This is a genomic window from Clostridium sp. (genome assembly GCF_047718555.1).
Classification (GTDB): Bacteria; Bacillota; Clostridia; order Clostridiales; family Clostridiaceae; genus Clostridium_I.
The window spans coordinates 50,723-63,315 of record NZ_JBDNRK010000008.1; the positions used below are offsets into that span (position 1 = coordinate 50,723).

Consider the following 12,593-nt stretch of genomic DNA (forward strand, 5'->3'; position numbering starts at 1 on the left):
AAATAGTTTTTATGGGGGAATTAAAATGATTGTAACTACTACTAATAGTATAGAAGGTAAGAAAATTATCCAATATAAGGGGATCATTTTTGGAGAAGTAATCTCAGGTGTAGATGTAATTAAAGATATTGCAGCAGGACTTACAAATTTTTTCGGAGGACGTTCTAAGTCTTACGAAGGAGAACTTATACAGGCAAGGGAAGAAGCCTTGAGAGAAATGGAGAATAGAGCAGCAGCTGTTGGAGCTAATGCTGTTATTGGGGTAGATATTGACTATGAAGTATTAGGGCAAGGTGGAAATATGATTATGGTAACTGCTTCTGGTACAGCAGTAATAGTAGAATAAATTTTTGGGATAAAAGCTCAAAATTCATTAAAAGTGAGATTTGAGCTTTTGTTGTAAACCTTAAAGAGAAAATCTATTTTTAGATTATTAATAATTAGAGAATAGTAATAAGTGAGACAAAAAGGAGCGCGATTATGAATCTATTAGATAGATTAGATGGAGAAAGTGGAAGGGAATATGCATATAGAATTTTAAAAAATAATATTATGTCCTTAGAACTTAAACCAGGTGAAAACATTAGCGAAACTATATTAGCACAACAATTAAATATTTCAAGAACCCCTATTAGAGAAATTTTGATGAAATTAAAAGAAGAACATCTCGTCGAAGTAAAGCCTCAAATTGGAACCTATGTTTCATTGATAGATAAAAATCTTATTGAAGAGGCATTCTTTATGAGGTATTATTTAGAAATAGAAGTAATGAAACTGGCTTGTAAATATTTTCCGGAGGATAAATTGGCGGAACTTGAAAAATGCTTGATATCGCAAAAATATATTTCTGGAAAAACAGAATGTGAGATAGATTTTCATAAATTAGATGTACAATTTCATAATATAATATTTTCAGGTGTTAAAAGATCAGAAGTTTGGAAAGGAATATTGAGAATAAGTACTCATTATGATAGATTGAGATTAATATCAGAAATTAAATATTCCAATGCAAATACTATTAAACAGCATGAAAAATTTATTGAAATCATAAAAAATAAAGATATAAAATCTGTTGAAGCTCTGGTGACTAAACATCTTAAGGAACCAAAAAAAGGATGGGAAGAGATTTTTAATAAAGATTTCGAATATAAGAGTTATTTTAAATAGTTAATTAGAATATAGTAATAAGGGAATAAACTATAATGCATTGATATAAACATCAGGATAAAAGGTACCAATATTTCTTGATGTTTTTTTGTACATATGCTAGTATACAAGTATACAATAGAAAATGTTTACATTGATTATCAGAACTTACTAATATATTAAAAAAGGAGTTGAATATTATATGAAAACGGTTTATCTAGAATCGCCAAAGAATATAAGAATTAAAGAGGTTGGAGAGCCGGTTAGAAAGGAAAATGAAGCATTAATAAAGGTTAGGGCATTAGGAATATGTGGCTCAGATATTGGGGCCTATAGGGGAACTAATCCACTGGTATCCTACCCAAGGATAATAGGACATGAAATAGCAGGAGAAGTGCTGGAGATAGGGAATAACAGTAAGGGAATAAAAAAAGGAGATAGAGTTATTATAGATCCGTATATTTACTGCGGTAAATGTTATCCTTGTAGTTTAGGGAGAACGAATTGTTGCGAAGATTTAAAAGTATTAGGTGTTCACATAGATGGAGGAATGACAGAATTATTTACCCATCCATCAGAACTATTGGTTAAAGTTCCTGATAATATTCCCTGGGACCAAATTCCTATGGCAGAGCCATTAACTATAGCGTTACATGCAATTCATAGAACTAAAGTAAAAGAAGGAGAACATGTGGTTATAAATGGAGCAGGTGCAATAGGAATATTAATTGCATTATCGGCTATAGCCTACGGAGCAGTTCCAATAGTTATAGATATTGTGGATGAGAGATTAGAATTTGCAGCTAAATTGGGAATAAAAAATATTATTAATACTTTAACGGAAAATGCAGAAGAAAGGATAAGAAAGATTACAAATGGAAGAATGGCAGAAGTGGTAATTGAAGCTTCAGGTGCTAATTCAGCCATAAGAAATTCAATTGATTATGTATCCTATGCGGGAAGAATAGCACTTACAGGATGGCCTAAAAAAGAAACAAGTATTCCAACAGATTTAATAACTAAAAAGGAACTTGATATTAGAGGAGCTAGAACCAGTGCAGGGGAATTTGAAGAGGCATTAAAGTTAATTTCTGATGGAACTGTGGATGTTAAGCCTATAATTAGTAAAGTAGTATCTATAGATGAAGTACCAAGAGCAGTGGAGGAACTTTCAGATCATCCTGAAAAATATCTAAAAATTAATGCTATTTTAAAATAGCTTTGGTTTCATCTCTTGCTTGTAATTAAAAAAATTTATCCTATGGCTGCCCCTCCTTTAATACTCATGTCTGATTCAAAGTTGGAGTAAAAAGTGGGTACGCCAATGGATAATTCATCTAAATTTAATGGAAGTACAAATCACAATTAAATAAGACTCATTGACAATAAAAGATTTTTTTATAGAGCTATCATATCTAATATAATTTTAAAGGGGGAACTTTATATGCCGTTAATTATAGTTTGCATAGGAATTGCAATATTATTGGTGTTAATAATGTTTTTCAAGGTAAATGCTTTTGTTTCATTAATTATAACTGCACTGATAGTAGGGTATATGGAAGGTATGTCAATATTAAGTATAACTAAATCTATTGAAAATGGTGTGGGAAGTACGTTAGGTTATCTAGGATTAATTCTTGGATTTGGAGCCATATTTGGAAAACTCATGGCAGACTGCGGAGCGGCACAGAGAATAGCTATTACCTTAATTGATAAATTTGGTGAGAAACATGTTCAAATTGCCATTGTATTAACAAGTTTTATTGTGGGAATTGCATTATTTTATGAAGTGGGAATTGTTTTACTATTACCTATTATTTTTACAATTGCAATATATGCCAAGGTACCACCACTTACTATAGGAATATCTGCAGCAGCGGCACTATCTGCTACCCATGGATTTTTACCACCACATCCGGGAGCCACAACTATTGCTGTTATATATAAAGCAGATATAGGCTTGACTTTGCTATACGGAATAATAGTAGCAATTCCTGCGGCTCTATTAGGGGGTCCTTTTCTTGCTAGGTTCTTAAAAAAATTTGACCACGAAATTCCTAAGGATTTGTTTAATAAAAAAATGTTTAAAGAAGAAGAAATGCCAAGTTTTGTTGTAAGTGTGATTACAGCATTGATTCCAGTAATACTTATGACTTTGGCTACAATTGGCAAGATGATTTTAACTAAAAAATCTAGTCTACAAACTTTATTTGAATTCATAGGAGATCCAGTTATAGCTCTATTGATAGCATTACTTATAGGATTTTTTATTTTCGGCATAAACAGAGGAAAAAATATGAAGGAAATTGAAAAAACAGCAGGATCGGCTTTAGGTGCTATAGCAATGATTGTATTTATAATAGCTGGTGGAGGCGCTTTTAAGCAAATACTCATAGATAGCGGCGTAGGAAAATATATAGTTACGCTTATACAGGGAAGCAACATTTCTCCAATATTTTTAGCTTGGTTAATTGCATCACTTATAAGAATTGCTCAAGGGTCTGCTACTGTAGCAGCTATTACAGCAGCTGGAATTATGATGCCTATAATTCAAGTAAGTCATGTAAGTCCGGAATTAATGGTATTGGCTACAGGGGCGGGAAGTTTAATTTTCCCTCATGTAAACGATACTGGCTTTTGGATGTTTAAAGAATTTTTCAATTTAAGTGTACCAGAAACCTTTGCATCCTTTACCTTAATGGATACAATTTTGTCTTTTGTAGGCCTTGCAGGAGCATTGATATTAAATGCTATTATATATTAGGCAGCTTAAAAAAATAATTAATCCGGTATGTTAGTTTATTTTTAATACTGCTGCGTTAACAAAACCATCTGATAGATGAATCACTATCATGGTGACATGTTTTCTTGTTGAATTCAAAATAGACGTTGTATCTTTGAATTGTTATTTATTTTAAGATACCTTAATTTAAATTTATACGGGATAATCAATACAAGCGCAATAAGTCTGCATGTATTGATTATCTTTTTCTATACTTTCTATAATTTCATTCTTAGCTTTTGAATTATTTATAAATTTAATATAAAATATACTTATACACTAATATCTTATTTAAAAAGGGTGGTGGATAAAATGAAGGAAATTATCTTTGTGACAACAAATAAAGGTAAAATTGCTTCAGCAGAGAAAGAGTTAAAAAACATAAAAGTTTTATCTTATGATGCTGAACTCATAGAACCAAGAAGTGATGACATAAAGGAAATAGCTAAACAAAAAGTTATACAAGGATATAAAATAGTGAATAAACCATGTATAGCATTAGATGCAGGATTTTTTATTGAAGAACTAAATGGTTTTCCTAGGGCATATGTTAATCCCATGTTAGACACTATAGGAATAAAAGGTCTATTGAAACTAATGGAAGGCGTTGGCAATAGATACTGTGAATTTAGATCATGTTTAGCTTATTATGATGGAGTAGATATAAAGTTTTTTGAAAGTAAATCATCAGGAACACTTTCAGAAAGTATAAAAGGACAGGATAATGAAAATAAATGGTCTGATTTATGGTATATATTTAAACCAGAAGAATTTGATAAAACTTTAGCAGAGTTCGATGAAGAGGATTTCATAATATATGATAAGACAAAAGAGGACAGCTGTTTAAAGAAGTTTGGAGATTGGTATAGTTCATTGGCATAAAGGATTTTGAGACATTAGAGAAGCTTATTGATGATCTTAAGAATATAAAAGCCTGAATTAATAAAATAAATATTGTAAATTAAAAAAAGAGGAGGATTAAAAATCTCCTCTTTATTGTCGTTGCTCTGCTGTAACCACAGCACTTAAAGGGACAGAAGCTTCTGTAGAGCCTAAGACATAAATAGTATAATAAGTATTCGGTAAAAGCTGAACATTAGGAATAGTTAATAATGTATTATTTGATCCGGTGGCATTTATTGTGAAAGTATATGTTCCAGAAGGAAGGCAAGCATAATCAGTAATTTTTTTATAAGTAATATTGCTAAAAACTTTCGTACCAATGGATAAATTTAAATCAACAGCAGGGGCATCTGGTGAAAGGTGAACGAATCTAACACAAGGCCTTCCAAAATTTTGTGCAGTTACAGGCTCTGGAATAGTGTATAAACTTAAGTTTGGAGCATTTCCAATAATGGCTAAATTAGAAATAGTATTTGGTGCTACATAAAGGTCAGCATCAAGAAGAGGATTTATATTCTGCCCAGTAGGAAAAATTTTAATGTTATAGTTTCCGGTGGTAGCAGGAAAATAAAGTGAAAATTCTTTATAGGGTAAATTTTGTACAAGTAAAGTGTTGTTTACATAAATATCTAAAGCTGGAGAATTAGGTGAAGCGTTAAAAAATCTAATATAGGAATTAGTTTGAGATTCTCTGTAGTCTTTTTCTATGTTATAATCTGAATAAGTTTCGTTATTGTAGGCTGCGGAAGATTTTTCAGAATTTAAATTTGCCAAAGGAATACCCCCTAATAAAAATTATAATATATAACTTATTATATGAAGTAGAGCATTAATCTGTTAACATGTGTATATCAATTTTCTTAAGTTACGGCTAAAAAGTAAAATGTTGTTTAATATAAAATTAGAAAAATATCAAAATACAATTGATAAATAGTTAAAGATATGCTATTATAATTACCAGATAGATAAACAAAATATTATTTAATTATAATATTTTGAATGCATTACATTTACTGGTTTAAATTCTATTTATTTGGAGGTGCATGATATGAGTTTTATGCAAGTTAGTGATGAAGCTTATGAAGAATTCAAAAGCTTTTTAGTAAATACCAATGTACAGGATTTTAATTTAAGAATAACTTATTTAGGAAGAAACTGTAAAGAAGTAACTTTTAATCTTGATTATGGGGTTAAAGGTGAAAATGATGTTTCAGAACAAGTTAAAGATATTACTTTCATTATTGATAAAGAAGCATTAGAAGAATTTGAAGGATTTACAATATTATCTAATAGTGAAAATAAAGGAGAAGGTCTTGAATTAAAACCTATCAAAGTACCTGAAAGTCCTTGTACAGTTTGTCCGGGTTGCTAATTTTTGTATTTATGTAAAGTTAATAGATATTTAGGCGATGTTTTAAAATGAGCAGTATTTAAAGCATCGCCTTTTTATTTATCCCATGACTATCCATTCTAATACTTGAAGCCCACTCTGTGAAAGTTGGAGTAAAGAGTTGCTATGTCTCTGTATAACGATTTCTAAGTATAGTGCATTAATATTTAGTATTTATGAAAGTTGCCACAGATATAAAGATTTAATGTCTGGGTAACTTTTTCTATTGAAAATTTTACTTATTAGTACATTGAGGATTAAATTATAAAGTAATATAATTTAAAGTAATACAAAGTAAATGTTTGAAAAATTATCAAATTTGTTGATATGATGTATGCTATATGAGCTATTTAAATAATACATATAAATATAAGTGAATTTTTAAGAGGTGTTTAAATGAAAGTATTAAAATCAATAGCAACAGTTTCATTGATACTAATTTTTCTTTTACTATATATAACGGCTTGTTATTATATTGCTGGAAAAGGCATAAATATTTTTTTATATAAAAATGATAAATCTAAAATAATAGTATATTGGATAATATTTTGGATTTTGTCGCTTTCTTATATTTTAAATATTATATCCAGAAGTTTTTTGTCAGTAAATAATTTATTGACTTCAATATTTAAATTAGTTGGAGCAGTCTACCTTGCTGCCTTTTTTTATTTGATGATATTATTTCCAATTACTGATCTTATAAAATTTATTTCTGGGAAAATAGGTTTAAAAGGAGAAGCTATAAATTATTTAAATAAAATATATGATAATGGAGTTCTAGTTTTCATAGTAGTTTTTATTCTTATTTCCTTTGGAGTATGGGAGGCAACACATCCTGTTGTTACTAATTACAATGTCAATATAAATAAAAATTCTGGTAAAATTGACTCGCTTAATATTGTTATGGTTTCGGATGTCCATGTTGGCATAGGTGTAAAAGAAAAAGGTATTGATAATATGATTAGTTCAATAAATAGTTTAAATCCTGATATAGTTTTCTTTTGTGGTGATATGGTAGATGAAAATACTAATAGTAAATCCAAACAATATCTTGCACATGCTTCAAAAAATATAAAATCTAAATATGGAGTATATGCAATCACTGGAAATCATGAATATATCGAAGCAAATTTAGCAGAAACTTTTTCATATTTTAAATGTAGTAATGTGAAAATATTACAGGATACAGCAGAGAAAATTGATGACAGCTTTTATGTGATAGGAAGAGATGATCCAGCAAGTATATCTGTGACAAAACATCAGACAAAATCCTTAAAAGAAATATTGAAAAATGTAGACAAATCACTTCCAATTATAGTATTAAATCATAGACCTATAGAATTAGAAGAAGCTCAAGAAGAAAAGATAGATTTACAACTTTCAGGACATACCCATAATGGTCAATTTTTTCCTAATAATCTTATTACAAAACTTGTATTTGAAGATGACTATGGCTATCTTAACAAGGGTAGTTTTAATTTAATAGTTTCTTCAGGTTATGGAACCTGGGGACCACCTATAAGAATTGGAACAAAGGGCGAACTAGTCAATATAAAGGTAAATTTTAATAAATAAAAAATGTTAATGGTTACTATAAAAAATATCAGCATGTTTTCAATTGAATAAGGCCTTGTTGATATTTTATTTGTAAATATTCTTATATATTTTATTGACAAAACATACCGAACGGTTTATTATTAAAGCAGAGTTAATAGTAAACCGTTAATTTTATCCGATGACTACCATCCGTAATACTCCCATCTTCTATCAAAGTGGGAGATAACGGATGCCACGTCCCTGGATAACGATTTCTAAGTTTCAGATGGAGAAAAAAACTCCACTTGAAACAAAGAACTCTGTTTATGGGAGGAATACTTTTGAATAAAGGTATCAAAGGTGAAAATTCAAAAAAACATTTAATAGAAATAGCTGCTAAATTATTTTTGCAAAAAGGATATTCAAACACAGGTATAAATGATATATTGACCGAAGCTGGAGTATCAAAAGGATCCTTTTATTTTCATTTTTCAAGTAAGAAAGATCTTGCAGTAGAAGTATCTAAATATTATTATAAAATTATAGTACAGAATTGGCTTAAGCCATTATCAAATAATACTTGGGATGTATTTATAAATAAATTAGTATTAGATATAAGGAATTCTACATCACTTGGTAAGTTCTTTGGGTGTCCCATAGCCATATTAGGATTAGAAATAGCATTTATAGAAGAAGATTTATCCGATATGTATGCATATTCAATTAAGGAATTAATTGAGGTTTTTAAAAATTCTTTGAAAGTTTCTGGAGTATCAGAGGATAAATTGGATAGTATTGCGAGAAAAGCTTTCTCTATATATGAAGGATATACAGTTTACTATAGAATAACTAAAGATAAAAATGTAATTGACTTTATGTTGAAAGATTTATTGGAAATTGAATTGTATAATAATTTGTAATACATTTTTTATGCAAATAAATGTTAAATTTTTAACTAATTAATCTATAATATATTTTTACAAATTATAAACCAACCAGTCTATTATAAAAACAAAGTATATAAATGAATTTGATTCAGTTAAATTTTAGCATCAGTAAAAGATTATATTAGTCCTAATTCACCTAAAATTGAAAGCTTTTTTCCTAAAGCAAAATCTATAATAGTTATGGCTTATAGGGAATTATCCACTTGTGAAAGTCTTGACCCTCAGCTAGCTATGAATGGAAGGATAGATAAAGATGCGTTAAGACGCTTAAATATCAAAATTAGATAGTCATATTTTAATAGATTATTATTTCATATAGTAAAGCTTCTATATGAAAAATGGGTTTCATGTAGAATAGAAAAGATTGTGATAAAATTAACTATTTAAAAATGTTCATTAACATTTATTAAATATATAGTACATCTAAAATCAAAAATTAGGAGGAGATTTAAATGAAAGAAGTTGTAATAGTTAGTGCAGTTAGAACAGCTATAGGAGCCTTTGGCAAAAGCCTTAAGGATGTACCAGCAGTGGATTTGGGAGCAGCAGCAGTAAAAGAAGCAGTGAAAAGATCAGGAATAAAGCCAGAGGAGATCGATGAAGTTATTTTAGGAAATGTTCTTCAGGCAGGTTTAGGACAGAATCCAGCAAGACAGGCAGCGATAAAGGCAGGATTACCTATAGAAGTTCCAGCTTTTACTCTTAATAAAGTGTGTGGATCAGGCTTAAGAACTGTTAGTTTAGCAGCTCAAATAATCAAAGCTGGAGATGCTGATATAATTGTAGCAGGTGGTATGGAGAATATGTCAAGAGCGCCTTATTTAGTTGATAATGCTAGATTTGGATACAAAATGGGTAATGGGCAGTTTGTTGATGAAATGATTAAGGATGGAGTATGGGATGCATTTAATGACTATCACATGGGAATAACTGCTGAAAACATATCAGAAAAGTGGTCAATAACAAGAGAAGAGCAGGATGAATTTTCAGTTGAATCACAGAATAAAGCTGAAAAGGCTATAAAAAATGGAGAGTTCAAAGAGGAAATAGTACCTATAGTAGTAAAAACAAGAAAAGGTGAATTTGTATTTGATACAGATGAACAGCCAAGATTTGGCAGTAACCTAGAAGCATTATCAAAGTTAAAACCATGTTTTAAAAAGGATGGAACAGTTACTGCTGGAAATGCATCTGGATTAAATGATGGAGCAGCAGCTTTAGTTATAATGAGCGCTGATAAAGCAAAGGAACTAGGCATAAAACCATTAGCTAAAATTTCTTCTTATGCTTCAGCTGGAGTAGATCCTAAGATAATGGGATATGGTGCATTTTATGCAACAAAGGCTGCTTTAGATAAAATAAATTTAGAAGTAGAGGATTTGGATTTATTAGAAGCAAATGAGGCTTTTGCAGCCCAAAGTATAGCGGTAACAAGAGACTTAAAAGTTGATATGAATAAAGTAAATGTAAATGGAGGAGCAACAGCACTAGGACATCCTATAGGAGCTTCAGGAGCAAGAATTTTGGTTACACTATTGCACGCTATGAAAAAAAGAGATGCTAAGAGAGGGCTAGCTACACTATGTATAGGTGGAGGCCAGGGTACTGCATTAATAGTTGAAAGAGAATAATAATTTTTATATTAGTAATGGAAAATAGTTAGTTTAAATAAATATAAAGCTTAGATAACTACCTAAGCTAAGATAAATTTATAAATTAGTATATAACTTAAAAATTAGAGTCATAAATATATGACTCTAATTTTTTGGCATTTAAATATATATAAATTTTTATTTACCATCCCATAAGTGCTTTTCTACGTTAATACGTCCAATATTATTAAAGGTTATGCCTTCGTTTTCCAGCATAGTTCTTTGTATTTTTTTATCTCCAAATATATAATCTGCTGCTAATGTTCCAGTTTTATTTACAACTCTGTGGCAGGGGAGTTTGAGATCCTTTGGAGCAGCTCTCATAGCATAACCAACTATACGGGCATTTCTTGGATTTCCAAGTAATGCTGCTATTAATCCATAAGTAGCAATTTGTCCTCTTGGTATTTTGGCCACAATTTTGTATACTTTATCAAAATATTTTTCCACAATTTGCACCTCTAATATTTAGTAATGTTTAACCTGACTAACTTGGCGTAAGTTTCCCACTTCTTCAAGTGGGAGTTCAACGCCAAGTAAGCCATGCATTTGCAGTTCTAAAATTCAGATGGGGTAAAAGAATCCCCACCTGAATTAAGAACTTGCTTCAAATAATAATTGAAATACTTTTTATTAACTATGTTATATGATAGTCTATTTGTATAATATCATAACAGAAAAGTTTAAAATGAAAAGAGGAATGAGATATGTACTATGGAGAAAAAGTTTGTTTAAGGGCTTACAAAGAAGAGGATATTAAGCTGGCAATGGATTTTGTCAATGATAAGGAGCTTAAAAAGTTTTTAGTCACTAACATTCCTTTTCCAATGAGTTTATGGGAAGAGGAAGCTTGGGTAAAATCTCAAAAGGGCAGCGAAAGCGGTGAATATAATTTTGCTATAGAGGATATAAAGACATGCAAATATATAGGAGGCTGTGGTATTCAAAAGGTGAATTGGTTAACTCGTGTAGCAGTTGTGGGAATAATGATAGGAGACAAGGATTATTGGGGAAAAGGATATGGAACAGATGCTATGAAAGTGCTTATGAAATTTATTTTTGAGAATATGAATATAAGTAAAATAAGATTGCACACTTTTTCATTTAATGAAAGAGCTAAGAAGTGTTATGAAAAATGCGGCTTTGAAGTAGAAGGTGTTCTAAAAAATGAAATATTTAAAGAAGGTAAATATTATGATGAAATAATTATGGCTGCTTTTGGGAAAAAATAATGAAATATTTTATGTATTGATAATAATATCTCATTTATGATTAAATATATATAATAAGATTTGAAATTATACATAGTAATAATACTGAACAGACTTCAATAATGGAGATGATGCAATATGAAAGGTATGGAAAATCAAGATAAAATAATATTTTTTGACATAGGTGGAACTTTAGTAGGTGCTCCAAATTTGTTTTCATATATAGCCAGCAAATATAAAAATTCTCAAGGGGATACAATTGCTAAAGTAATAAGTGAAAACTATGATCAGCTATATTGCAATGTACAGGAAGATGGATTTTTGAGTGTGAAGGATATGTTGGAAATATCACTTAAAAAAGCAGCTTTGAAATTAAATATAGAAGATTTAAGTAATTTAGCCCATCACTATTATGAAGAACTATATATTAATCAATCTTATCTTTATGAAGATGTTATTGGAGTTTTAAATATACTGAGAAAAAGGAAAATAAAATTAATTGTATTTAGTAATTCTGATTCAGATATATTAATTAAAGAATTGAAGGCTTTGAATATATATAATTATTTTCAGGAATTTATAATATCCAGTGATGTTAGATCTTATAAACCATGCGATATTATAATAAATAAGGCATTGTCCTATTGCAATATTCCCAATAAGGATATAATATTTGTGGGAAATTCTGATGAAGATGTTATAAGTGCTAAAAAAATGGGTATTACTTCTGTTTTAATAAAACGATGGGATAAAAAACTCAATGTTACCAGTGATTATAATATAAATTCATTAGATGAGTTGCTAGAAATATTATAAACAGAGTTCTTTGTTTCAGATGGAGTTTTTTCTCCATCTGAAACTTACTAACAGAGTTCTTAGTATCGGTATTTTCGATACTTAGAAATCGTTGTCCTTTAGGGTAAATCGTTATCCAGGGACGTAGCATCCGTTATCTCCCACTTTGATAGAAAAGTAGAGAGCCAAAATTTTTAATTTTGTGCGAATCACTTTCACAGAGTGCGATGG

At 29.8% G+C, this 12,593-nt stretch carries 13 protein-coding genes; 11 read left to right on the top strand and 2 right to left on the bottom strand.

Annotated features, from left to right (window positions below; all coding sequences use genetic code 11):
- Positions 1-25: 25 nt before the first annotated feature.
- The 5 genes from ABF633_RS05165 to ABF633_RS05185 all read left to right on the top strand — a co-directional run bounded on the left by ABF633_RS05165 (position 26) and on the right by ABF633_RS05185 (position 4,810).
- Positions 26-346: a putative heavy metal-binding protein gene (locus ABF633_RS05165; RefSeq protein WP_415522577.1), complete on the top strand. Its 321-nt coding sequence runs from the start codon at positions 26-28 to the stop codon at positions 344-346.
- 134 nt (positions 347-480) lie between these two features.
- Positions 481-1,167: a GntR family transcriptional regulator gene (locus tag ABF633_RS05170; protein ID WP_415522578.1), complete on the top strand. Its 687-nt coding sequence runs from the start codon at positions 481-483 to the stop codon at positions 1,165-1,167.
- Positions 1,168-1,348: 181 nt separating this feature from the next.
- Complete coding sequence (locus ABF633_RS05175) at positions 1,349-2,365, top strand: zinc-binding alcohol dehydrogenase family protein (protein WP_415522579.1); 1,017 nt, start codon at positions 1,349-1,351, stop codon at positions 2,363-2,365.
- 225 nt (positions 2,366-2,590) lie between these two features.
- Positions 2,591-3,910 (top strand): gluconate:H+ symporter, encoded by a 1,320-nt coding sequence (locus tag ABF633_RS05180; protein ID WP_415522580.1) that lies wholly within the window; start codon positions 2,591-2,593, stop codon positions 3,908-3,910.
- Positions 3,911-4,240: 330 nt separating this feature from the next.
- Positions 4,241-4,810 (top strand): non-canonical purine NTP pyrophosphatase, encoded by a 570-nt coding sequence (locus ABF633_RS05185; RefSeq protein WP_415522581.1) that lies wholly within the window; start codon positions 4,241-4,243, stop codon positions 4,808-4,810.
- A 111-nt stretch (positions 4,811-4,921) separates the two neighbouring features.
- On the opposite strand, the gene ABF633_RS05190 is transcribed toward ABF633_RS05185, so the two are convergent.
- Positions 4,922-5,605 (bottom strand): DUF4397 domain-containing protein, encoded by a 684-nt coding sequence (locus ABF633_RS05190; protein WP_415522582.1) that lies wholly within the window; start codon positions 5,603-5,605, stop codon positions 4,922-4,924.
- 274 nt (positions 5,606-5,879) lie between these two features.
- Here ABF633_RS05190 and ABF633_RS05195 point away from each other — a divergent pair, with 274 nt between their 5' ends.
- From ABF633_RS05195 to ABF633_RS05210, 4 genes are all read left to right on the top strand, one after another.
- Complete coding sequence (locus tag ABF633_RS05195; protein ID WP_415522583.1) at positions 5,880-6,203, top strand: HesB-like protein; 324 nt, start codon at positions 5,880-5,882, stop codon at positions 6,201-6,203.
- Between the two features lie 414 nt (positions 6,204-6,617).
- Positions 6,618-7,796 (top strand): metallophosphoesterase, encoded by a 1,179-nt coding sequence (locus tag ABF633_RS05200; RefSeq protein WP_415522584.1) that lies wholly within the window; start codon positions 6,618-6,620, stop codon positions 7,794-7,796.
- Positions 7,797-8,098: 302 nt separating this feature from the next.
- Positions 8,099-8,677 carry a TetR/AcrR family transcriptional regulator gene (locus tag ABF633_RS05205; RefSeq protein WP_415522585.1) on the top strand — a complete coding sequence of 193 codons (579 nt, stop codon included), beginning with the start codon at positions 8,099-8,101 and terminating at the stop codon, positions 8,675-8,677.
- 479 nt (positions 8,678-9,156) lie between these two features.
- Positions 9,157-10,335, top strand: coding sequence for an acetyl-CoA C-acetyltransferase (locus ABF633_RS05210; RefSeq protein WP_415522586.1), 1,179 nt, complete (start codon positions 9,157-9,159; stop codon positions 10,333-10,335).
- A gap of 159 nt (positions 10,336-10,494) precedes the next feature.
- Here the strand turns inward: ABF633_RS05210 and ABF633_RS05215 are convergent, their stop codons facing one another.
- Positions 10,495-10,806, bottom strand: coding sequence for an MGMT family protein (locus tag ABF633_RS05215; protein ID WP_415522587.1), 312 nt, complete (start codon positions 10,804-10,806; stop codon positions 10,495-10,497).
- Positions 10,807-11,063: 257 nt separating this feature from the next.
- On the opposite strand from ABF633_RS05215, the gene ABF633_RS05220 reads away from it, so the two are divergent.
- Together ABF633_RS05220 and ABF633_RS05225 are read left to right on the top strand one after the other, a co-directional pair.
- The gene (locus ABF633_RS05220) at positions 11,064-11,588 is read left to right on the top strand and encodes a GNAT family N-acetyltransferase (protein WP_415522588.1); all 525 of its coding nucleotides are present in this window, start codon (positions 11,064-11,066) and stop codon (positions 11,586-11,588) included.
- 117 nt (positions 11,589-11,705) lie between these two features.
- A complete protein-coding gene (locus tag ABF633_RS05225) occupies positions 11,706-12,383 on the top strand; it encodes an HAD family hydrolase (RefSeq protein WP_415522589.1) in 678 nt (225 codons plus the stop codon).
- Positions 12,384-12,593 lie beyond the last annotated feature (210 nt).

Excerpts from the sequence above, each read along its gene's own strand:
- ABF633_RS05195 (WP_415522583.1), top strand. The coding sequence starts at position 5,880 with ATGAGTTTTATGCAAGTTAGTGATGAAGCTTATGAAGAATTCAAAAGC.
- ABF633_RS05170 (WP_415522578.1), top strand. The coding sequence starts at position 481 with ATGAATCTATTAGATAGATTAGATGGAGAAAGTGGAAGGGAATATGCA.
- ABF633_RS05175 (WP_415522579.1), top strand. The coding sequence starts at position 1,349 with ATGAAAACGGTTTATCTAGAATCGCCAAAGAATATAAGAATTAAAGAG.
- ABF633_RS05210 (WP_415522586.1), top strand. The coding sequence starts at position 9,157 with ATGAAAGAAGTTGTAATAGTTAGTGCAGTTAGAACAGCTATAGGAGCC.
- ABF633_RS05180 (WP_415522580.1), top strand. The coding sequence starts at position 2,591 with ATGCCGTTAATTATAGTTTGCATAGGAATTGCAATATTATTGGTGTTA.
- ABF633_RS05165 (WP_415522577.1), top strand. The coding sequence starts at position 26 with ATGATTGTAACTACTACTAATAGTATAGAAGGTAAGAAAATTATCCAA.
- ABF633_RS05185 (WP_415522581.1), top strand. The coding sequence starts at position 4,241 with ATGAAGGAAATTATCTTTGTGACAACAAATAAAGGTAAAATTGCTTCA.
- ABF633_RS05220 (WP_415522588.1), top strand. The coding sequence starts at position 11,064 with ATGTACTATGGAGAAAAAGTTTGTTTAAGGGCTTACAAAGAAGAGGAT.
- ABF633_RS05225 (WP_415522589.1), top strand. The coding sequence starts at position 11,706 with ATGAAAGGTATGGAAAATCAAGATAAAATAATATTTTTTGACATAGGT.
- ABF633_RS05200 (WP_415522584.1), top strand. The coding sequence starts at position 6,618 with ATGAAAGTATTAAAATCAATAGCAACAGTTTCATTGATACTAATTTTT.